Below are 22,383 nucleotides of genomic sequence, written 5' to 3' on the forward strand. Positions count from 1 at the left end.
GAGCAAACATCTTCCATGGAAACTGAACGTAAGTCGTGTATCTATCGCTATCGGGAAGGGGACGCGTGTGGTGAAGAGTGTCATGGTGACTCTCCGTTTTGCTATTGGCACGATCCTGTGGTGGATAAATCGAATGACGATATCAAAGAGGACCTTGAGGCTTGGGCAAAGTCAGGGAAGTCGATGGATGGCTTCCAGCTTAAGCGTGTGAACCTTGCTAATGTCAATTTGGTTAAACGTGGCTCTAAAACAGGTTATACGATACGAGATGCAGATCTTTATCGAGCCGATTTAAATCATGCACACTTATTTGCGGTTGATTTTAGTGGAAGCTCTTTGATGAAGGCGAACCTGAGTTTTTCGAATTTGCATTGTGCGAATCTTGAGGGGTGTAACCTACTGGGAGTTGATATCAGTCGTTGTCGGCTTGAAAATATTCAGTGGGGCGATTTCAGCTGTCAGGAAGTTAAAGCGAGAGAAGCTTTTCGAGAGAACGAAGTTGCACTTGCGATTGATCATTGCCAGGAAGCAGAAGAAATATACCGTAATGTTCGTAAGAATTGTGAAAAACAAGGCTTATTCCAAACAGCAGGATACTTCTTTCATCGAGAGATGGTGGTTCGTCGCTATCAAATGCCACCATATTCTTTCGGACGCTTTGTGTCCAAAATGGTTGATGCCTTTTGCGGTTATGGAGAGAAGCCGTCACGAGTTGTGATTTTCTCTATGGTGTTGATCTTATTCTGTGCGATTACCTACTACTTTTTAGGAATCTCTGGTGCGTCAGGTATGGTAGGGATTGATTTGTCAGCCTCTCTAATCGATAACGTTTTAGCTTTCGGAAATTGTCTCTATTACTCGGTCGTGACCTTTACCACGCTTGGTTATGGAGACTATACGCCTGTTGGTGCCTCTAAAGTGATGGCGGCTCTGGAAGCGTTTACCGGGAGCTTTACGATGGCTTTGTTTGTGGTTGTTTTTGTTAAGAAAATGACACGATAGGGATGAGGTTACTTTAGGGTTGAGATGGCTTCGATCTTTTCTTGAGTAAATGCGTCTAGGATTTCTTGGCAGTAATTCACTAAGTCAGTTGATGTACCTAAAGACTTGCTCAAATCCATAGCTATATTGGTTGATCTCATCGAGTCTTCGTGATGACTTGAATGAAAGGTAGCATTGGCGCTTCTTCGACCTAAAACGGCCGTGTCATATCCTTTATTTCCATCAATTTGTGAATCATAAAGTCCGATCAACGCTTGCTCCAGATTGGGCATAGGTGAGCAATCGAGATCTATTCGATATGCGTCAGGAAGCCAATCTAAACTTCCCCAAACTTCCACCCCATATACTTTAGGTTGGTAATTGGGATTGTTTGCCTGGACTTGTGTTAACGCTTGAAGGGTTATGTTCATAACCACTATGTGGGTTGCGTGTTTATCAAACGGGTTATGGGTGTAGACAGTGTCAGGCCGAATTTGATCAATAGTGGTGGCTAATTGATGTATTGCGACCGATTGGTTTTCTTTGAGCTCTTTACTACTGCATAGCCACTGCTGGCAGAAAGCGTACTCACCGAGCTGTGCAGCCTTAACTTGTTCTGATTGTCGAATTTCTGAAAGCGTTTGATCAGACGTGTTCTGATATCTGCCGCCTCTTGAAGCCCCGCTTCCATTAGTGAGGGTAACGCTACTAAACCAGTTTGTTGGATTTTGAAAACACTGATGAATGCCTGAATAACCGATGATCTCTGCATCATCCTGATGTGCGACTATTGCGAGGTGAGTCGTTTGTTGAAGGTGATTACTTTCCAGTTGAGATGAAAAGTAATCTTTGGTTTGGAAAAGAGTCATTGGTGAACTTAAAAGTGTTGAGTAATTGGAAGCGCGGAAAAACCATCAAAGATGAAGATGATTCAAGTCGACAGTTTTCTGTTTGTTGTAAGTCTCTACAACGGTACCGTCCTCCATGATATGAACAAAGAGGTTATCAATCTCACCTGCTTCTGACGGGTATTGTATGCTTACGGACTGCCCGCATAAGTCAGCTAATTTTTCTTTGAGATCGTCCAGATTAGTACACTTGATTTCGAGATCGAAGGTTTTGATCAGGTACATCACATATTCCTAGCAGAAGATTTATTTCCAAGGTTCCTAAAACTTAATATTAAGTTATGCTTATGGCAAGGGCGTTAACATGATGTAACTCATTATTTTTTTATCACGAGCCCAGGGAAGTGAAAACTAATTCATGCAAGCCACTGGAATATCAGTAACTGATTCAGGCGAAGGCTAGATAAGTTCTTAGGAGTTTTTATATGTTGATCGAAATTGATATGGAAGATGATCAGCTTAGACGTCTACTGCTTGGCGTTTCTTTCTTTAATGAGGTTAAAAAGCTTGGAGAAGAGCAATACCAGATACTGTTATCTCTGGCGCGTTTGTACAAGGCTTCTCCTGGTGAAGTGGTTATTTATAAAGGGGATATTGATTCTTCCATCTATTTCCTATTGAAAGGCCAATTGGAAGTGTATTCCGGTGAAAGCGTGAATCCTGAAGAAAAGGTAAATTATATTTCTCCTGGGGAAAGCTTCGGCACATTTGCCATGATTAATAATGATGAGCGTGCAGCTACTATCGCGGCAGATGGAAATTGCCATGAGGTTATTTTGCTTTCGTTGAACTCTGAACTTTTCGCTGATCTATATAACCATGAGCTAGTTAGTCTTGGAGTAAAACTAGCCTTCTACCGCATGGCGTGTCATAGCGCTCGTTGGAAGCTGGAAATGTATCGTATGGAACACGCTGATTGCCCTCTGGTTCCAAAGTTAAGGGACATAAAGTTATATACGGGGATAAAAGATACTCAGGAAGAGTTGGAGGCCTTGCGAAATCAGGCTCAAGCACTGTCTGAATTGTTAAATTCCTGGAACCAATACTTCAATCAATAATCGAAGTACTGCTGTAAGTATCAGAAAGATATGTGCTCGATTTAAACTTACTTTGTGATCTTTGTCTTACGAAAAGAGCTGTTTATTCGAAAGAACGGTTAAATGCGTGTTTAGACATTGTTTATAAAGAGAAATTTGAGTAGGGTACAAACCTAGAATAAAACCTCTAATTTTGAGTTCCCGTACGGAAAGGTGACTGTGTGGCATCGCTATCTTTAATAAGAAAATATAATAAAAAACTGACCTTCTTTGGTGTTTTGTCTTTACTCTCTGTTTTGTCTGGTTGCGATAGCGGCAGCGGTGATTCTATTGGTCCTAAACCAGATATCACCCTTTCAGGAACTGTGGTTAAAGGAACTGTGGTTGGTGCTCCTGTAAATATATATAGAGCGTCTTCGAGTACAATTAGTAATATTCCAAATATTGAAGGCTCTGTAGACAACCTTTATACAGACTCGTCTGGTAACTTTTCTATCAAATTGAACGGCGATGATTATCGAAACAGAACCCTGGTTGTCCAGGTAGGTGTTGCTCAATGTACTACCTCAAGCGCTGAGTATGTTGAAGCAAACAGCGGTTGTACTAACACGAATGGTAATATAGTCGAGCTAGATGATAATTACTTTGTTGGTGAGTATCGTTGTGATGATCCGGATAATGGATGTTTGCATCCAGAGACAGGTGCAACTGTTTCTTTTGGTGAAATGCTTCCTATTGATTTTGAATTGAGATCAGTCGTTCCACTTCTTTCAAATAGTAATAGCGTAAGATCACAGACTGCTAATGTTTCTGCGTTAACTACAATTGCTGCTACCCAGATTACTGAATATGCTCAGCTACAGGCGGAAGCAGCATATAACCAGACTGCTAAAGTTTTTCAGTTGGATGGCATTGATTTATTGACTCAATCGATAGTTGATGTATCAAACTTATCTTCCAGTGTGTCTAATGTGAATACTTGGCTTATGTCAGCTGTAAATGCGGCTGTTACTGTGACTGCATCTCAGCCCTCTTCTGGAAGTCCTGCTCGAACAATGGGGGAAGGATTAACCAGTTTGATTGAAGAGTTTGAAGGGTATGCTTATCAGCTTGTTTATAGGTATAGTGCCAACAATGATCTAGATCTAGAGTCGATATATCAGATGGCTCAAAACATATCAGAAGATCAAGCAGTAGTTGGATTTATATCCGAGACAGCTTCGTCTCAAGTGACAGATATTTTAGCTTCTGTTAATGCTGCCGCTGATGATCCTAATATTGGTGAAAATGAAGCAACTAATGAAGAAGTCGATGCAGATATACTAGAAAAATTAGAAGAAGGTATTTCTGATATGAGAACGTTCATGTTTGATTACATGGACTGGTATTCGGAGAATGCAGCACCAGGGACAGGAGCATATACTAAGTTTGAATTTATGCTGGAGAGCACACGAGGTGCGGCGAGAGAATCCATGGGATACATGGAAACTCTTGGTAATGACTTTACTTTGGTTTTAGCTGCCGCTTTAGATCAAATTCTTGATACCAGTTGGGATGGTAGCGATTTCACCATTAATTCTCAGGATAAAGATGGTAATGCTGTCACTGCAACCTTGTCTCGTTCAGGTGATAACTACACGATACAAGGTGACTTTCTTAATACTGCGTTCGACGTTACTTTTACTTACCGTGAGACAACGAATGATGATGGTGTAATGCCTGATAATCCTCCAGAGGAGGAAGAGGATGACCGAGTTTATCGTTTTGATATTGAAGAAGATGGTACGGATGTAACCTATGCAGCCTCAAATGAAGGTTTGACGTTGAAGTTTGAAGACGATGTGGCTGTAAGTATTCAGGTCGATTCCGGCTTCGATGGAACTGATGCTACTGTGGTTCGCTCTTCATTTGCGTGGGGTGATATTTTATTGGCTCAAACAGATTTAGCTACTTACGATCAGGATTTAGGCCGGGTAACTCTTGATGGTCAATTGGTCTTCTCAATGGAGCATGTGGCGGATTCAATTATTCGTTTCAATGATACTTATACCGCAACGGAAAGCTATAATGTTCCTCGAGTTGATGGGCGTGCTTTCGTGTTTCTTCAATTTGGGATCTATAGCGCTACAAATCCAACGCCAACGAAATTCCGTCTAACTGTAGCAGATACGAACTCTCAAACAGGTGATACTTGGCCGGTGAGTTTCCTTTACGCAATTCTTAATCAGGAAAATGAACAGGGTGAGTTTTACGGTGCTGAAGGGTTTGGGTCGTTTGATCAGGATTATCTGACGGATGTTTGGGATGAGAATGACTGTGATTTCTTACCAGTAACATACACCATCTTATTCGATCAGAATACATCGGATAATGATACCTTCAATGATATCGAAGTAACCTTACCTAATTCAGATGGGACTGAAAGAGATTTAACCTACAGTGTAGCCTTTACGAAGCAGAAGTCTCAGCTACAAGCCTCGACCGAGAACACTAAAGATCCAGCTAGACTTTGTAGTGTTAACTTCACTAGTGGTGATAATTCAACGGATATTAACTTTTATAAAACAGGTTCTATGACAGAAACAGGCAGTTTCATGGGTCGCTCTGTTACGTATTTGGGCTTCAATGAGTTATCTAATAGGCACAGTTTGTTGTTCTCTGAGAGTTCTGGAACTGAAGAAAACCTGGAATCAAGGTCTGCAACGTCTGTTTATGATGATTGTGAGAATATTGGCCCTCTTTCTGGTTTGTCGGGTGGCTCCGTTGGGAGTTTGTATAACTGTACGACCCCTTCTGTAAGTGCTGATGATAGTTATTGCTTGAGTGAAGGTATCTATTCTGACTTTACTGGTGATGATCAAATATTTGGTGATCGAATCGGCAGAGAGTTTGATGATGAAGGTAATGAAGTGATCGTTGTACTAGAAGATAACTATGCTTCATGCTCTTCAGGAGAAGACTGGGAAATTAGATATGCAAATGGCACGATTCAGGTGTTGCCTGTCGACCTAGAGCTGTTTGGTGTTCCATCGAACTAAAGCTCTGTGAGATAATTTGATCAGAAAGCAGACAAGGCTTCAGCCAAGTCTGCTTTTTTGTGTAATCTCTATTGATTATCTTTGTATTTTCTTTTGATGGGTTATGAGGGTGTTCCATTCATGGCCACTACTTATTGTGATACTTCATGTACAACGAATATTTTGGTTTAACTGATCGGCCGTTTTCTATTGCGCCTGATCCTCGCTATCTCTATATGAGTGAACAGCATAAAGAAGCGCTTGCTCATTTAATGTATGGAGTAAAGCAGGATGGTGGCTTTATTCTTTTGACGGGAGAAGTGGGTACAGGTAAGACAACAGTATGTCGTTGCTTTTTAAAGCAATTAGATGACTCGATTGATGTTGCTTACATTGTTAATCCTAAGCAAACGTCGTCAGAATTATTGGAGTCCATGTGTGATGATTTGGGCATACCAAGAGTTCAGGATGATCAGTCAATCAAGTCTTTGACCGATGTTATTACAAATCGTTTGTTGGAAAATCATGCGGTTGGAAAAAGTACTGTCTTGTTGATCGATGAAGCTCAAAACCTGTCTGTGGAAGTGTTAGAGCAGCTTCGCTTGTTAACCAACCTTGAAACAGATCAAAAGAAACTGCTTCAAATTATTCTATTAGGCCAGCCAGAATTATTGGATATTCTGGCCAAACCTGAATTGCGTCAATTATCTCAACGTGTGACCGCTCGTTTTCATATGGGGCGTTTGAGTCGAAAAGACATTATTCCTTATGTTCAGCACCGACTAGCCGTTGCTGGTTGTCGGATGGCGTTATTTCCTCAAAGTACAGCAAAGGTTATTGAGAGAGCTAGCGGAGGAGTTCCTCGACTCATCAATTTGATTTGTGACCGAGCATTGTTGGGGGTTTACAGTAGTAATGGAACGACGGTTACTGTTCAGACACTAAAACAAGCAGCGAAAGAAGTTTTGGGTGAACAGAAACAGTCTACGTGTAATAAAGGAACTGAGCGTTTCTGGGTGTTGGGTTCTGCGTTGTTGGTTATTCAGTTTCTCGCGGTTTTGCTTTGGTTATTCAAACCTTGGGCTGATGATCCAATAGTTATGCAGAGGGATAGTGCTAACAGTGAGAGTACTATTGCTTTGTCAGAAAGTAGTGAGATATTAAGAGCCCATGGCGTTTCTGATTCTTTAGCCGTTATTCAAGGATCTGAGGCTAATGGCATTGATAATCTATTTAATGCTAACGCCTTTGCTATGTTGGGACGTCCTTGGGGTATTAATGCATTACCGAATAATAAATCCCAGTTGTGTGATGACTTATCGAAGACGCTTCTTAAGTGCTCAGGTCAGAATGTATCCTGGAAAAAGCTAGAAACGATAAATCGTCCTTTTGTGGCAACCGCTATTGTCCAGGGTAAATCACAGTATTTATTTGTTGATCAACTAATTGAAGACGAGCAAGGTTTAAAATTACGGGTTGTGCTGGAAAGTGGTGATGTTGAATTGGTAAATCAGGCTCTCTTTGTTCAATTGTGGACTGGGCAGATTGATTACCTTTGGTTGCAGCCAAGCCAGGATATACCGCTTTTAAAACCGGGCGACGCTCATTCTTATGTTCAAAAAGTGCGTCTGCTTTTGACCGGAGAGCAGGGGGATTTGGTTTATGATCAGGAATTATCTGGTTTGGTACGTGACTTTCAATCAGATATGGGGGTAGTCAGTGATGGCGTGATTGGCCCTGAAACTATAATGTTAATGAATTCAGTATCAGGCGAAGTTCCTGTCCTGAAAGAACAGGCAACGAACTTGAGAATAAATATGCCCTCTCATATTGATCAAGGGGCTCCATTAACAGAAGACGATTCTGTTTCTCAGCCTGAGTCGAAGTCTTTAAATTCTAATGATCTAAATGTGAGTCTGGATTCAGTGGAGGCACGAGGATAATGTCATATATTCTGGATGCTCTCAGAAAGTCCGAGCAGGAACGAAGAAACCAGGACTCTTCCGCTGCCTTTTCTCCGACAATGCCTGATTCGTATCGCCATCAAGAGTCACGTTCAAATCCTTGGGTATGGATATCGGTAGCAGTGATTTTATCTGTAAATGTGCTGGCTCTATTGGTTATTTTTAAAGATGAGTTGTTTGGGAAGGTGGAGAAAGAAAAAGACGCTGTTGAGTTAGTTTCAGCACCTGTGTCTGAGCCTGTTGTTATTTCGAAACCTTCTCGAGAGAAAGAAGCTCATTTAAGCTCAGATGTTGAAGTGTCTTCGTCTTCTGTTCCTGATCAATACAAAGTCTATCAGCCTGTTAATAATCAGGAGTTAACTAAACCAAGTCTAGGTGAGGTTGGCTTTGAGTATTCAGAGCAAGATGTAATTCGTCCTCGGAAAAAACCTTATACAGCATTGAAAGAAGAGTCGCCTTCATTGGTAGAGCGATATCAAGAGCATGAGACAATGCAGTCTCAGGCAAAGTATGATGTAGTAAACCTGCGAGAGGACTCTGGTGCGGATCAAACGAATTTGAGAGCTCAGCTTCTTGAGGGGTTAGAGGAACCTGATGTTATTAAGCCTACTTCGCTGAATTCAGAGGTTATGTCTGCTCAGAGAAACGTTTTGTCTCGTGCTGAGGTCGCTCAGCTTCCTACAATTCAAGAGTTGTCTGTTGCTCAACAAGGACGGATTCCGGCAATCCAGTTCTCGGGGCATCTATATTCATCTAGACCAGAATCGCGATCAATCCGTTTGGGCCAGAATAAGTATAAGGAAGGTGATAGCTTAACCCGTAACCTGAGCTTAAATATGATCACTGAAGATGGTGTTGTCTTTGATTTGAATGGCCAGCTTTTTTATATGTCTTCATTTGAGGATTGGCTTGGTATAGAATAGTGTATAAATATACAGTTATTGCTCTTGTGGTTTGAGAGCTTCTTTTCATGTCGAACTTATGTTTCCTACTTTTATGCTGATTTCATGCTAAATGACGCGCTAAAAAATGCGATTCAGGGCGCTTATCGCCAATTCCTGAACGAGAAAGATTTAAAGCCCAGATATGGTCAGAAGCAAATGATTGCTGTTCTGGCACGCACTTTGGGTAGTATCAAGACTGGAGATAAGGATCTTAGAGTAGGTGATAACCCTTATGTTGCTGTTGTGGAGGCGGGAACAGGGACCGGTAAAACCGTGGCTTATCTGCTGTCAGTGATCCCTATTGCGAAGTCCTTTGATAAGCGAGTGGTGATTTCTACTGCAACGGTGGCTTTGCAGGAGCAAATTGTTCTCAAGGATTTGCCAGACGTTCAAAAAAATTCAGGATTAGACTTTTCATTTGCATTGGCTAAAGGCCGAAGACGGTACATGTGTCCGGCCAACTTACAGCTGGCGCTATCTCCCAGTCAAAATCAGCAGAACACTTTCTTGTTTGAAGATGAGCTAGACCAACAAACGGATCAGGCCATGATTCCCTTATTGGATGAACTGGCTCAGCAGTTTGAAGCAAAAGAGTGGAGTGGTGATCTTGATGATTGGCCTGATGACTTATCAGACGAAGTTCGGGCTAAAATCACTACCGATCAGCATCACTGTTCGGGGCGAAAGTGCCCTATGTACAATCAGTGCCCTTTCTTTGAGTCTCGCCAGGCGCTTGAAAAGTGCGATGTTATTGTCGCAAACCACGATTTAGTACTGTCTGATTTGAGTCTGGGTGGCGGTTTTGTGTTACCAGCCCCGGAAAATACGATTTATGTCTTTGATGAAGGACATCATCTGCCGGATAAAGCCATCAATCACTTTTCGTCTCAGGCAGGTCTGCATGAAAGTCGTTTGTGGCACAAGCAATTAGATCGAGTTTTAGCACGTGTTCCTCAGAATATTGAAAGCCAATCCATTGCGGAGTTATGCCGTGTCATCCCAGTGATTCACTCTGAGCTCTCTGAGTATATCCAGCAACACTATGATATGTTGGATCACTCTGATGGTTTGCCTCGAGAAAATCTTACGGACAGTGAACATGAAAAAGCGGTAGCTCGAATTCGCTTTGAGCTTGGTAAAGTTCATCCATCGTTAAGGGAGCAGGCTGAGCAGATTAAGTTGATCTATAACCGCTTACTCGTGCAATTCAATAAACTCTATGATCTTGTAGATGACTTGTTGGAAGATAAGGATCACTCGGCTAAAGCGGATCTAGAACAGCTTCAGTCATGGCTTTCGATGGTGATGACTGAAGTTGAACGTCGTCAGCTATTGTGGGTTCGCTATTGTGCATCTTCAGAAGAAAGTTATCTTCCGGTCGCTCGATGGGTCGATGTTACCGATTTTAATCATCAAGTGGATTATCAGATTAATACCAGCCCAATTCAGGCCAGTGATGATTTAAAAACTTATCTGTGGCAACGATGTTTTGGTGCCGTAGTAACGTCAGCAACTTTAACAGCGTTAGGCTCTTTCGATCGCTTCAAAGTTAATGCGGGGCTCTTTGATAATGCTGTCACTCAGCAGGTGATGAGTCCGTTTAATTGGCAAAGTGCTCGTTTAGTGGTGCCAAATCTAAAGTCGTTGCCAAATCAAGAACAGCAGCACACGGATGATATAGCACTGAGATTACCTGATTTAACCAAAGACGATAAAGGCAGTTTAGTGCTGTTTTCTTCTCGTCGACAGCTGCAAAATGTCATGAGTATTGTTCCTTCTGCATACCGAGAAAAGTGCTTGATTCAAGGTGAAATGAGTAAGCAAGAGCTTATTAAACGTCATAAGCAGCGTGTAGACCTTGGTTTACCAAGTGTCTTGGTGGGGTTGGCAAGTTTGGCTGAAGGAGTCGATCTTCCGGGGGAATATTGCACGCACGTTATTATTGCCAGAATTCCTTTTGCGGTACCAGATGATCCTGTCGGTAAGACACTGGCTGAGTGGCTGGAATCCAGGAAAATTAATCCGTTTTTCCATATTTCAGTGGCTGATGCTTCAGTGAAGTTGGTTCAGGCTTGTGGTCGTTTATTACGAAGTGAGCAAGATACTGGACGTATTACATTGATGGATCGTCGTATTGTTACTCAGCGTTATGGCCAGGCATTGATAAATAGCTTGCCTCCTTATACATTAGTGGTTGAATAGTCATCTTAGGTTTTCTTCTTTGAAACATGCATCAAAAGTTTCTCTAACTTCTTCCTCGTTTGAATCTGATTTTTCGAAGCTTGGTACTGACTTTTATACTTTGCTGCAGCCCTCTGCCATATCTAATCCCCAGTGGGTTTCGGTCAGTGATTCGACTGCTAATTTTTTAGGTTTGGATGTTGAGCAGGTTCGAAATGATGATTTAGATCTACTTTCAGGTCGTTCCGTCAAAGAAGGTTCCCGGCCTCTTTCTATGATCTATTCTGGTCATCAATTTGGTGTATATAACCCTCAGCTAGGTGATGGCAGAGGGATTTTGCTTGGAGAGCTAGTAGGTCAAGACAATGAACTTTATGACCTTCACTTGAAAGGCGCAGGACAGACACCTTATTCCAGAATGGGGGATGGTCGTGCGGTTTTGAGATCTAGTATTCGAGAGTTTCTTTGTTCCGACGCGATGTCAGCATTGGGAATTCCTACTACCAGGGCTTTATCCTTAGTGAAGGGAGATGATCAAATCATCCGTGAGCGAGTTGAACCTTCTGCAATGGTGTGTCGTGTTGCTCGCTCTCATATACGATTTGGATCTTTTGAATACTTCTATTACACCGACCAGCAAGAACAGTTAAAGGCGTTGTTGGATTACACGATTCTTCGTTACTTTCCCTTGCTGACTCCGGATGAAGATGGTTATTTGGAGTTCTATCGGCAGGTATTAGAGCGTACGGCTTCTATGGTTGCGATGTGGCAGGCGGTGGGATTCTGTCACGGCGTTATGAATACAGATAATATGTCGATTTTGGGTGAAACGTTTGACTATGGGCCTTTTGGGTTTATGGAAATTTTTAATCCTGCCTATATTTGTAATCACTCGGATCACTCTGGTCGTTATGCGTTTAATCAGCAGCCGAATATCAGTTATTGGAATTGTGCCTGTTTAGGACAAGCGTTATCTAACGTACTTTCTCAGGAAGCTATTAAAAGCTGTCTTGATCAATACCCTAAACTCTTTGGAGAAAAGTATTTAGGTGAGATGCGATTAAAACTCGGGCTGTTGGAAGTATCGGATAATGATTCAGAGCTGATTCAAAACTTGCTGAATGCACTTTATGTTGAGCAATTAGATTACACTAATTTTTTTAGGACTCTTTCTGATGTGGACTTTAGGAAGATTAGTGAATTGTCAGATTCTCAGTCTGGAGAGTTAATTTCTTGGCTTAAGACCTATGAGGCTCGTTTGGAGGCTGAGAAATTCTGTCCGCAGCAGCGAACGGTTCAATGTAAGTCTTTCAATCCGAAATACATATTAAGGAATTATTTGGCGCAGATTGCGATTGAGAAGGCGGAGCAGAACGACTTCTCTGAGGTTAATCGGTTACTGCAATTGCTATCTCGCCCGTTTGATGAGCAACCAGATTTTGATTCTTATGCTCAAAATACCCCTGAGTGGGGATGTGGCTTGCAGATGAGTTGTTCTTCATAGCACCTTTGTAGTTAGATCAAAACTGCCAAAACAAAAGAGGCGACCAGTAGGTCGCCTCTTTTTTAGGTTAATAGAGATTATTGATTCTGCGGTAACTGCAAGCGCATATTAATGGCATTCTGAAGTGCTTGGTTGATGCTCAGTACATCTGTATTAATGCCATTTACAGGTACACGAGACTCGTAGTCTGCTGGTAGAGGGATTACAAGGTGGCCGTTGTTGCCATCAACGCTTATAGCTAATCCATTCAATGATTGCCCTGTATCAGATATTGAGGTTAGTGGTTGTCCTGTCTGAGGATGGGTGAAGCCTTGATCAATTAGGTTTTGTACTGTGTACTCAAAATCTCCAGCAGGAAGCTCAAAACCATCGGGTGCGCCAGGAATATCTCGTGGCGGAAGAATGATACCTTCAGTTTGAATGTTAGGTTGCGATGCGTTTGCTAATGAAGATTCCAATCTTGTTGCGTCCCAGGATTGGTTGGTTTGCATTCCTGCAATGACGGCTTGTGCTGCTCCTTCTTTTAGCTCTTCTTCACGATCAACTTCTTCCGGGCTTGGTTCACCTGGTCTGATTTTTACATTAACAATCTTTTGAGCAACTTTTTCTCGAGTGGCTTTTGGAATGTAAATGGTCGAGTCTTTAATGTAAGCAGAGTTTAGTTCGTTAGGAGAAAGCTCTACAACTTCAGCGTTAGAAAGCGAAGGTAGTGCGACAGCCAGGGCTACAAGAGCACTGGAAAGCGTTCTTGTAATTTGATTTGATGGCGGTACAAATGAACTGAGTTGCATGGCGGTAATCCTATTCGTCTATCTCAGTGAGAGGCTGACATTCCGTTTTCAGTTACAGCTCAGATGAAAACGCAGCTGGTGTTTATTAAGTATACAAATAAGAGTCCAGTATACTTAAAAAATTCCGTTACTGTAGGTTATGTTTTAAAACAGTGTGTATCACAAGATTGTGCTCGAAATACACTGTGTAGTAATCGTATTCCCAAGTGGTAATAGGTGGTTCACCTACAGGGCCGGAAATCGAAGTAGGTTTCCCATATTCATCTTCTATTCGTTTCATGCTCATGCCATTAGAGGGGCGGGGCATGTCTTTTAAGTCGGGCGATTGCTGTGAAGCTGGAACAACCACTTGATCTGCGACGGCTAGACCTGAAGCTCCCATCATTCCAGTTACAAACATTGCTGATATGAGTAATTTTGGTAGTTTCATCATTGGCCTAGTCTCTGCTTTCTTCTTTCTTCTAGTTGTTTATGAAAAATTCGTCGGGCAATTCTGTCTTTATCTTGTTCTTCAATCTCAACGAATTGAAGACCATAACGGTAAATAGGGCCTAGTTCATCATTGTTTGTTGAAAAAGGTGTGCATGTTATTACTTTAGCGTAGAGTTCAAAACTTAGGTAGTCAGGCATGAAGATCAAGTTTAATGCCAATAAGCTGTCAAGAGGTCGTTCAGTTACGTTGTAAAAGTCTACGCCTGTTTCGCTGATAGAGACTTTTTGCTCTGGAAATTTGGTTGCATCAGGATGTGCAGAAATAATCAGCTGGGCTAAGGCTTGTATCTTCTTGTTTTGAAGCTTGAAGTATTTCGCTGTGGCTGAAGAGTCGGACTCTACTGCATGTAATATCTGGCCTTCTTCGGCTTGAGATGAAACTATCTCGTTGAGTAGCTTAAAATGGTTTGGTAGGGGGAGAGGATGCTCTTCTCCTTCAGACGGTAACTGAGCGATGGTATTTAATCGTATGACCGCCCGATCTTTAATGCGGATGTATTCTCGTTGTTCCGTCATGCTAAATCCTTGAAATATTACAGCTCTCTTATTCTAGGCTAACTGTAGAATTTTTATAAGGTTTTTCTTGCTATTAAATCTTGCCTAGATCACACTACGAAACACTTTTTCCGCTCCAAATTTGAGCTTTTCTAAGTCACGAAAAGAGAGTTATGCGAACCAATATTCCACTGCTGGTCGGTCTAAGATATACCCGAGCAAGACGTCGAAATCACTTTATTTCCTTCATTTCTTTAATTTCCATGATTGGCCTAATGTTAGGCGTTGCTGTTCTGATCACCGTTTTGTCTGTAATGAACGGTTTTGATCAAGAATTACGTTCTCGGATTTTGGGGATGGTGCCCCATGCAACGATTACTGAACAGGGTGGCATGAAGGATTGGGAGTCTGTGGCTGCGAAAGTCATAGAGCACGAAGATGTATTAGGTGTTGCGCCTTTTATTAATGCGGAAGGAATGCTGACTCATGCCGGAAATGTTAAAGGGGCTTTGATTACAGGTATTGATCCTCAGTATGAACAAGAGGTTTCTATTATCGGAAACCACATGGAAGAGGGGTCGTTAGATGAACTTGAGAGTAGTCGTTTTGGCATTATTTTAGGAAATCTACTTGCTGCTCAATTGGGGGCGGTTGTAGGGGATAAAGTTACTTTGGTGCTACCAGAAGCAAGTTTGTCTCCGGCAGGTGTGATGCCAAGATTAAAACGTTTTACGGTTGTCGGAACCTTTAAGGTTGGCGCCGACTTGGATGCGTCAGCGGCTTATATTCACATTCGTGATGGGGCCAAGCTCTATCGTTTAGGTAATGCGGTTCATGGTGTTCGATTAAAACTGGATGATTTGTTTGAAGCTCCTTACGTTGCTTGGCGTTTAGCGTCGGATTTGCCAGGTCGTTACTACGCAAGTAGTTGGCTAAGAAGTCATGGTAATTTATTCCAAGCCATTCAGATGGAAAAGAAAATGATTGGCTTACTGCTTTTGATGATTGTGGCGGTAGCTGCGTTTAATATCGTTTCTACCTTGATCATTATGGTAACTGAGAAGCAGAGTGATATTGCGATTCTAAGAACTATGGGAGCCTCGCCTAGGACCATTATGGGGATCTTCGTTGTACAAGGCTTTGTCATTGGTTTGGTCGGGACGGTGTTAGGTGCTTTACTTGGTACGTTATTGGCCTTAACTGTGTCAGATATTGTTTCCTTTATCGAAAATCTATTTAACATTAAAGTCTTGGACCCGAACGTCTATTTTATTAGTTATCTGCCCTCTGAATTGAGAATGGAAGACGTAGGATTGATTTCCCTTGCTGCATTAGTATTGAGTCTTTTAGCAACTTTATACCCTGCATATCGCGCAGCGAAAATTCAACCAGCGGAGGCTTTGAGATATGACTGATTTAATCCTTGAATGTTCGAATGTCTCAAAAACCTTTGTGGATGGTGACCTGAAAACATCGGTTTTGCATGACATTAATCTCAATATTGAAGCCGGAGAAATGTTGGCAATTACAGGTGCTTCCGGTTCAGGGAAGTCTACTTTGCTTAATCTGCTTGGTGGATTGGACTTACCGTCGACCGGCGATGTGAAATTAGCAGGTCAGAGCTATCAATCTTTGTCCGAAAGCAAGAAAGGTCTACTGCGAAATCAGCACCTAGGCTTTGTATATCAATTTCATCACTTACTTCCTGAGTTTACTGCGCAAGAAAATGTGGCAATGCCTCTTTGGATTGCAGGGGAAGGCCGTAACATTGCGTTGGATAAAGCTAGAAAGTTGTTAGATCAAGTGAAGTTGTCTCATCGTTATGATCATAAATCGGGAGAGCTTTCTGGAGGAGAGCGCCAGCGTGTGGCGATTGCCAGGGCGCTTGCCGCAAACCCAAAATGTGTTCTTATGGATGAGCCGACAGGAAATCTGGACTCCAATACTGCAGAGCATATTCACGAATTGATTAAACAGATTAATTTAGATATGAATGTTGCCTTTGTGATTGTTACTCATGATCTTACATTGGCGGAAAGAATGCATGCCAGATTGAACCTGGTAGAAGGGCGAATTGATTCACATTCTAAAGTCGCCTAGGTGCGGTTTTAGAGTGCTGTGTAGCCTTGCTAATTTTTCTTGTTATTACGCTTTTCAGCGCGAGCCTTCCACTTTTTAATTACTCTGTAGCGCCAGATTATCTGGACGCCTATATAGCCAGTGATAGCCAGTATTAATCCTGTGACGGTTGAACCGAAATACAGAGGCTTCCAGACCACTGCCAACCCATTTGCTAGCCATTCGGTAGTAAATTCAAAGCTGTCTACAGGTTCAGTCCCTAATAGCCAAGCGCCAAATTTATAGGTGGCATAAAACATTGGTGGCATAGTGATTGGATTGGAAATCCACACAAGTGCGAGCGAAAGAGGAATGTTGGCTGTTAGGTAAAAAGCTAAGAATGCTGCTGGAACCATCTGGAAAGGCATCGGAATCATACACCAGAATAATCCGATTAAAGCAGCACGGGAGACTGATCTGCGATTAAAGTGCCATAAGTTAGGTTCGTGAATTAGACCATGCATAAATTTTAAGGAATTTATGGCCAAAATCTCTTCGCGCGAAGGGATTTTGAATTTAAGGTCTTTGATTGCCATGGCTAATTTTATTCTGAATCCGGTTAAATACTAACGTGCTGAGTCACTTTCTAGCGCTTTCAGCGATTTATCATAGTTATATTCTTGCTTACTATTTCGATCAGCCCATCCGTTGGGTGATGCTGCTCGTTACTTTGAGCGTCGGCTATTTTACCTTAGGCCGCGATAAAGTCATTGTCTTATTTTGTCTTGTTTCAGTAATCCCGTTTATTTATCACTCTGACAGCCTTCAGAAGCAGGAACCACTTCCATATGACAGGTTCGTGTTGGAACTGAAACTGGAAGCAGTAAATGACTCAATTCAAAAAGAGTGGGGGACTAAAACCCCTTTTATTGTAGATGATGTTCTTAGTTGTGGGGCATTGGATAAAGAGGTGTGTGCTCAGCTACCAGAGAAGAAGTTGGATATAAACGATTATGGTGGTCAGGGGTATTTTGCTGGTGATCGGGTCATTGGGCGTGTCGTATTAAAGCCGGTATTGGGCTTTCTGAATCCAGGGGGATTTGATTATGAATACTGGATGTTTACACGAGCTGTGTGGGCAAAAGGGTATTTCAAAGGCGAAACAGATGTTGTCTTTTCGGCTGAAAAAGCACGCTGGGCTACAAGGCTTAGTCGCTTTTTAGATCGGTTGGCGACATCTAATTATAAAGAAAACAATCAAAATGCAGATGAGGACTTGTTCAGATACTCTGAAATCCCTGAGCGTGGAGTCGGTATTTTAAGAGCGTTAATGCTTGGTGATCGTTCTGTGCTGGATTCTGAAGACAGATCGGCTTTGGCTCAGTCAGGTTTAATACACTTGTTTGTTATTAGTGGTTTGCATATTGGTTTGCTGTTTGGCTCAGTGTTTTTATGCCTAAAGATGCTGCTGGTCACGGTCACTGCTCGAATCAATATACCTATTTTGAAACTATCAAATATGGCGGCTTGCGCTTCGCTGATAACAGTGGCCTGGTATGTGGATCAGATTGGTTATCCTATCCCGGCGTTACGGGCTTTATTGTTTCTTGCAATATGGGTGTTTGCACGCCTTATTCAATGGGAAATATCGATTTATCAAGTGCTTAGTTTGGCAATGTTCCTGATTTTGTCTCTGTTTCCTGAAGAGTTGTTTTCCTTTGGCTTTTGGATGTCCTTTCTTGCTGTGTTTGCTCTTTCTTTGAGCTTTGTGGGTGTGCCACATTTTTCTGTTAATAATCGAACGGTCAAGCCAGTGAAAAAGAGGTACTTAGGGGTGGTTGATTTCGAAAAGTGGAAGCATTGGGGAGGCTTGGCAATTCGTGCGCAAGTCTTCGTTTTTCTGATGTTGTTCCCGTTGGTGACTGCATTAGGCACTCAGGCTAATCCGTTGGCTTTACTATGGAATTTGGTGTGTATTCCTGTCTTTGGTGTTGTCGTTGTACCTGTGCTGATGATGGCTTCTTCTCTCTTTGAAGTCTTGCCCGATTTATCGGCCTTAATGTTTAACGGCTTAGCTGTTGCACTAATTTGGTTTTTAGACCAGTTGATTCTCGTAAATTCTCTTATTCCTCCATTGATAAGTATACGAAGTTCTTCAGCAATAACTGGGCTGTTGCTAGCAGCTGTGCTTTTGTTGCTTATGCCTGTTGCACGTATTTTTCGCTTCTTCGCCATTGTAATAACTATTTTGCTTGTTTCTGTAACACCTGCTCAGAAGACAGATTTGGATGTCTGGTTTCTGGATGTTGGGCAGGCGTTGTCCATTGTATTTATCAAAGACCATAAGGCATTTATCTATGATACAGGCTTTGCTTATGGTGGTTTTAATGCGGCGGACAGCGTGATTATTCCTTTTCTGAGAAATCAGAATGTTGAAGGCGTTGAGCTAGTGGTTGTTAGTCACAAGGATCTTGATCACAGTGGTGGCATGCTGCCTTTAGTGAAGAGTCAATATTCTCCAAAGCAGATTCTGCAAAATTTCTCAGAACATCCAATGTTATATGGCGCAAGTCAGCGATGTGGTCGTTCTGTGAAGTTTGAGTGGCAGGGTCTTAGTCTTCAAGGATTGTGGCCTCCTGCAGAAACTGATGCAGACTCTGGTTTAACTTCTAACGATTCATCTTGTGTGCTTTTGTTGGATTACCAGGGAGAACAGATTTTACTGACGGGAGATATAACTCGAGGAGTGGAGTCTCAGTTAATGAATGACTACCCCAAGTTATTCAACAATGTGGTACTGATGTCTGCACCTCATCATGGGAGTAAAAGCTCGAGTTCAAGTAGCTTCATTCAGTACGTAGATCCTGAAATGGTCGTGGTTTCAAGTGGTCCGTTGAACAGATTCGGTCACCCTCATCAAGATGTGGTGAATCGATATAAATCGGATGATATACGTGTGTTTGAAACGGCGCGTTTAGGTGCGATACATTTTGCAGCGGAAGATGGCGGGGCGTTGCTTTTTAAAGAGGCTTTTTTAAGTGGTGACAAACCGTATTGGAGAACCACTCGACAGGCTCAGTGATAGTTTTTGCGATTGAGTTAAAAAACCTTTATTCTCAGTCCGTTATTATGTTGCCCAATAAAAATCAGGGAGATTTAAGCGTGTTTGAGCTAGTAAAAGCCGGTGGTTGGTTGATGTACCCAATCCTTGCCTGTTCTGTAATCGCAATGGGAATAATTATTGAACGATTTTGGTCGCTCAGAGCCAGTAAAGTGGCACCCCGAAAGCTATTAGCCCAAGTCTGGGTTTGGATTCAGAATACTGAACTGGATAAAGATAAATTACGCGCTTTAAAACAGCAATCTATGCTGGGTAGCGTCTTTGCTGCGGGTCTTAATAATTCTTCTAAAGGCCGTGAAGTGATGAAAGAAAGTCTTGAGGAGCAGGCTAGCCATGTTGCTCATGAAATGGAGCGTTATTTGAATACGCTAGGTACTGTTGCTTCTATCACGCCGCTTCTGGGTTTGTTGGGTACCGTAATCGGCATGATTAAGGTGTTTAACGACATTATGTTGCAAGGTACAGGTAATGCAAATGTACTTGCTGGCGGTATCAGTGAGGCCTTGATTACAACTGCTGCAGGTTTGACGGTAGCTATTCCTGCTATGATTTTTTATCGTTATTTTACTCGAAAAATTGATGAACATCTGGTCTTTATGGAGCAGGAATCAATCAAGTTGGTTGAGGTTCTGCAAGGCAACCGCAAGGTGGATATGTCTGAGGGAGATTGATCTTGAATTTTCGAACGAAAAAACGAGACGATGTCTCTGTTGATCTGACTCCTTTGATCGATGTTGTATTTTTGCTGCTGATTTTCTTTATGGTTTCAACGACGTTTACTAAAGAAACTCATTTAGAAATTGATCTTCCAGAGAGTTCGGCAGAGGCGACGAGCTCTGAAGAAGTGGAGTTAATTGAGATCGTAGTGAATGCTAATGGTGATTATGCCATTAATGGTAAAAATCTGATCAATAATAAATTGGATACGCTGAAACGAGCGATTCAGAAAACATCCAATGGGAAGTCAGATTTACCTATGGTTATTACGGCTGATGCCAGTGTGGCACATGAGTATGTCGTTCGCGCTATGGATGCTGCAGGGCAGCTTGGATTCACTAAACTGAGTATTACGACAAAGCAGGCTCAATAGTATGAGTTCGATTGAATCGGCCTGGTATAAAGGGGCGAAGTGGTTAAAGCTGCTTCGCCCTTTGAGCAATTTAGCAGAGCATTATGCTCGATCAAAAAGAAACCGCTTCTTGTCCTCCCAAGTTCAAAACCAAATCATCACTTCTAACGGCAAATCCATTCCCCTTATTATTGTTGGAAACATTTCTGTCGGCGGTACAGGAAAAACTCCTTTTACGATTGCATTAGCGCGTTTTCTAGAATCGAAAGGCAAAAAGGTTGGTATTGTTAGTCGTGGCTATGGCAGTCAATTGAAGTCTTTTCCTTATGAAGTGCAGTTAAATTCGCTTCCTGAAGATTCTGGTGATGAACCATTGCTACTTAAGCAGCGCTTGGGGTGTCCGGTAATTATTGCACCGGATCGGATAGCAGCGATTGACTTGCTTGTGAGTCGTTATGATCTTGACGTGATTTTGTCTGATGATGGTATGCAGCATTATCGTATGCCGAGAACTTTGGAGATTGCGTTGGTTGATGGTCAGCGAGGACTAGGGAATGGTCGAATGCTACCTGAAGGGCCATTAAGAGAGCCTTGTGAACGGTTATCTTCCGTGGACTTTGTTGTGGTAAACAGTGCTTCTGATGCATTCCCTGATGGTTTTGATTTCGAATGGACAGAGTGGTTCAAGCAGTATTCTTATCATGTAATGAGTATCCGCCCAGGGCAATTTTATCGACTGGATAACGATGAGCAGGAAGTTATTGTTGGTGAATCCGTTTATGCGGTTTCTGGTATTGGAAATCCCGAAAGATTTTATAACACTTTGTCGTCGCTCGGCGTAAAATACAGCCCTAAACCATTTAAAGATCATCATAAGTTTGAGCTGCTGGATTTTGTTGATATGGCAGATCAGCGAATAGTAATGACAGAGAAAGATGCTGTTAAGTGTCGTACTCTGGATCTTGGTAATGCGGTTTATCTTTCTATCGAGGCTGAACTTGATGCCTCTCTTTTTGATCAAATCTACAGTCGACTTTTTTAGTTGGAGTTTTTATGAGTTTTTCAGTCGTCATTCCTGCACGTTATGCTTCATCCCGTTTACCAGGTAAGCCTTTAAAAGACATTGCAGGCAAGCCGATGATTCAGCACGTCTATGAAAGAGCGCTAGAAAGTGAGGCTAAAGAAGTCATTATTGCTACTGATGATGAGCGAATTCAAAAAGTAGCAGAAGGTTTTGGTGCTAAAGTATGCATGACTAATCCGGATCATGCATCAGGTACAGATCGTCTTCAGGAAGTTGTTTCCCAGCTAAATTACTATGCCGACGACATTGTAGTGAATGTCCAAGGGGATGAGCCTTTGATTCCTTCTCGAGTAATCAATCAGGTGGCGCATAATCTTTCTGCTGAGCATGAGGCGAGCATTGCAACCTTGTATGAGCCGATTGAAAGAATCGAAGATGTATTTAATCCAAATATTGTCCAGGTGGTGACGGATAAGAACGATTATGCATTGTATTTCTCAAGAGCCCCGATTCCTTATGCACGAGATGATTTTGCTCAATCAAAAGATGAATTGCCGAAGTCTGTGAGCTTTAAGCGTCACATTGGCGTTTACGCCTATAGAGTTAACTTACTGAATCACTTCGTTAAATGGGACGAGGCACCAATTGAAACCGCCGAGTGTTTGGAACAGCTTCGAGCCTTATGGAATGGCGCGAAAATTCATGTAGCGCTTGCTGATGAAATTCCACCGGGCGGTGTTGATACGGAAGAAGATTTAGAGCGTGTTCGAGCTTTCTTCAATCAACAGGGGTGATTC

20 protein-coding genes are annotated in these 22,383 nt (G+C 42.1%); 14 read left to right on the top strand and 6 right to left on the bottom strand.

Going from position 1 to position 22,383, the window contains the following annotated elements:
* Positions 1 to 15 precede the first annotated feature (15 nt).
* Entirely contained in the window at positions 16 to 1,002 is a 987-nt protein-coding gene (locus tag ACFOEK_RS11010; RefSeq protein ID WP_386720542.1) for an ion channel, read from the top strand.
* Positions 1,003 to 1,010: 8 nt separating this feature from the next.
* Here the strand turns inward: ACFOEK_RS11010 and ACFOEK_RS11015 are convergent, their stop codons facing one another.
* Both ACFOEK_RS11015 and ACFOEK_RS11020 read right to left on the bottom strand, forming a co-directional pair.
* On the bottom strand, positions 1,011 to 1,850 hold the full coding sequence (locus tag ACFOEK_RS11015; RefSeq protein WP_386720545.1) for a PIG-L deacetylase family protein: 840 nt from the start codon (positions 1,848 to 1,850) through the stop codon (positions 1,011 to 1,013).
* 45 nt (positions 1,851 to 1,895) lie between these two features.
* Complete coding sequence (locus ACFOEK_RS11020) at positions 1,896 to 2,114, bottom strand: hypothetical protein (RefSeq protein WP_386720548.1); 219 nt, start codon at positions 2,112 to 2,114, stop codon at positions 1,896 to 1,898.
* Between the two features lie 200 nt (positions 2,115 to 2,314).
* Here ACFOEK_RS11020 and ACFOEK_RS11025 point away from each other — a divergent pair, with 200 nt between their 5' ends.
* The 6 genes from ACFOEK_RS11025 (at position 2,315) to ACFOEK_RS11050 (ending at position 12,536) form a co-directional block, all read left to right on the top strand.
* Positions 2,315 to 2,947 (top strand): cyclic nucleotide-binding domain-containing protein, encoded by a 633-nt coding sequence (locus ACFOEK_RS11025; RefSeq protein WP_386720551.1) that lies wholly within the window; start codon positions 2,315 to 2,317, stop codon positions 2,945 to 2,947.
* Positions 2,948 to 3,147: 200 nt separating this feature from the next.
* Positions 3,148 to 5,964, top strand: a complete 2,817-nt coding sequence (locus tag ACFOEK_RS11030; protein WP_386720554.1) for a hypothetical protein — start codon at positions 3,148 to 3,150, stop codon at positions 5,962 to 5,964.
* Between the two features lie 146 nt (positions 5,965 to 6,110).
* Positions 6,111 to 7,886 (top strand): ExeA family protein, encoded by a 1,776-nt coding sequence (locus tag ACFOEK_RS11035; RefSeq protein ID WP_386720557.1) that lies wholly within the window; start codon positions 6,111 to 6,113, stop codon positions 7,884 to 7,886.
* Positions 7,886 to 8,830, top strand: a complete 945-nt coding sequence (locus ACFOEK_RS11040) for a general secretion pathway protein GspB (protein ID WP_386720560.1) — start codon at positions 7,886 to 7,888, stop codon at positions 8,828 to 8,830. Before ACFOEK_RS11035 ends, ACFOEK_RS11040 begins: the two co-directional genes overlap by 1 nt.
* An 84-nt stretch (positions 8,831 to 8,914) precedes the next feature.
* Entirely contained in the window at positions 8,915 to 11,053 is a 2,139-nt protein-coding gene (gene dinG, locus ACFOEK_RS11045) for an ATP-dependent DNA helicase DinG (protein WP_386720563.1), read from the top strand.
* A 19-nt stretch (positions 11,054 to 11,072) separates the two neighbouring features.
* Positions 11,073 to 12,536, top strand: coding sequence for a protein adenylyltransferase SelO (locus ACFOEK_RS11050; protein WP_386720566.1), 1,464 nt, complete (start codon positions 11,073 to 11,075; stop codon positions 12,534 to 12,536).
* 77 nt (positions 12,537 to 12,613) lie between these two features.
* Here ACFOEK_RS11050 and ACFOEK_RS11055 read toward each other — a convergent pair whose 3' ends face one another.
* From ACFOEK_RS11055 to ACFOEK_RS11065, 3 genes are all read right to left on the bottom strand, one after another.
* On the bottom strand, positions 12,614 to 13,327 hold the full coding sequence (locus tag ACFOEK_RS11055) for a hypothetical protein (RefSeq protein ID WP_386720568.1): 714 nt from the start codon (positions 13,325 to 13,327) through the stop codon (positions 12,614 to 12,616).
* Positions 13,328 to 13,454: 127 nt separating this feature from the next.
* Entirely contained in the window at positions 13,455 to 13,712 is a 258-nt protein-coding gene (locus tag ACFOEK_RS11060; RefSeq protein ID WP_386720571.1) for a hypothetical protein, read from the bottom strand.
* A gap of 44 nt (positions 13,713 to 13,756) precedes the next feature.
* Positions 13,757 to 14,335 carry a PilZ domain-containing protein gene (locus ACFOEK_RS11065; RefSeq protein ID WP_386720574.1) on the bottom strand — a complete coding sequence of 193 codons (579 nt, stop codon included), beginning with the start codon at positions 14,333 to 14,335 and terminating at the stop codon, positions 13,757 to 13,759.
* A 152-nt stretch (positions 14,336 to 14,487) separates the two neighbouring features.
* Here ACFOEK_RS11065 and ACFOEK_RS11070 point away from each other — a divergent pair, with 152 nt between their 5' ends.
* The gene (locus ACFOEK_RS11070; protein ID WP_386720577.1) at positions 14,488 to 15,729 is read left to right on the top strand and encodes a lipoprotein-releasing ABC transporter permease subunit; all 1,242 of its coding nucleotides are present in this window, start codon (positions 14,488 to 14,490) and stop codon (positions 15,727 to 15,729) included.
* Positions 15,722 to 16,414 (top strand): ABC transporter ATP-binding protein, encoded by a 693-nt coding sequence (locus ACFOEK_RS11075; RefSeq protein WP_386720580.1) that lies wholly within the window; start codon positions 15,722 to 15,724, stop codon positions 16,412 to 16,414. Before ACFOEK_RS11070 ends, ACFOEK_RS11075 begins: the two co-directional genes overlap by 8 nt.
* Before the next feature lie 29 nt (positions 16,415 to 16,443).
* On the opposite strand, the gene ACFOEK_RS11080 is transcribed toward ACFOEK_RS11075, so the two are convergent.
* Positions 16,444 to 16,968: a DUF2062 domain-containing protein gene (locus tag ACFOEK_RS11080; protein ID WP_386720583.1), complete on the bottom strand. Its 525-nt coding sequence runs from the start codon at positions 16,966 to 16,968 to the stop codon at positions 16,444 to 16,446.
* 35 nt (positions 16,969 to 17,003) lie between these two features.
* On the opposite strand from ACFOEK_RS11080, the gene ACFOEK_RS11085 reads away from it, so the two are divergent.
* The 5 genes from ACFOEK_RS11085 (at position 17,004) to kdsB (ending at position 22,380) form a co-directional block, all read left to right on the top strand.
* On the top strand, positions 17,004 to 19,454 hold the full coding sequence (locus tag ACFOEK_RS11085; protein ID WP_386720586.1) for a DNA internalization-related competence protein ComEC/Rec2: 2,451 nt from the start codon (positions 17,004 to 17,006) through the stop codon (positions 19,452 to 19,454).
* 80 nt (positions 19,455 to 19,534) lie between these two features.
* Positions 19,535 to 20,164 (top strand): MotA/TolQ/ExbB proton channel family protein, encoded by a 630-nt coding sequence (locus ACFOEK_RS11090; protein ID WP_284381287.1) that lies wholly within the window; start codon positions 19,535 to 19,537, stop codon positions 20,162 to 20,164.
* A 2-nt stretch (positions 20,165 to 20,166) separates the two neighbouring features.
* On the top strand, positions 20,167 to 20,583 hold the full coding sequence (locus tag ACFOEK_RS11095; RefSeq protein ID WP_386720590.1) for an ExbD/TolR family protein: 417 nt from the start codon (positions 20,167 to 20,169) through the stop codon (positions 20,581 to 20,583).
* Between the two features lies 1 nt (position 20,584).
* Positions 20,585 to 21,604, top strand: a complete 1,020-nt coding sequence (lpxK, locus tag ACFOEK_RS11100; RefSeq protein WP_386720592.1) for a tetraacyldisaccharide 4'-kinase — start codon at positions 20,585 to 20,587, stop codon at positions 21,602 to 21,604.
* An 11-nt stretch (positions 21,605 to 21,615) separates the two neighbouring features.
* Positions 21,616 to 22,380, top strand: coding sequence for a 3-deoxy-manno-octulosonate cytidylyltransferase (gene kdsB, locus ACFOEK_RS11105; RefSeq protein ID WP_386720595.1), 765 nt, complete (start codon positions 21,616 to 21,618; stop codon positions 22,378 to 22,380).
* The last annotated feature ends 3 nt before the right edge of the window (positions 22,381 to 22,383 follow it).

It is taken from the genome of Litoribrevibacter euphylliae (genome assembly GCF_042646085.1).
GTDB lineage: Bacteria > Pseudomonadota > Gammaproteobacteria > Pseudomonadales > Litoribrevibacteraceae > Litoribrevibacter > Litoribrevibacter euphylliae.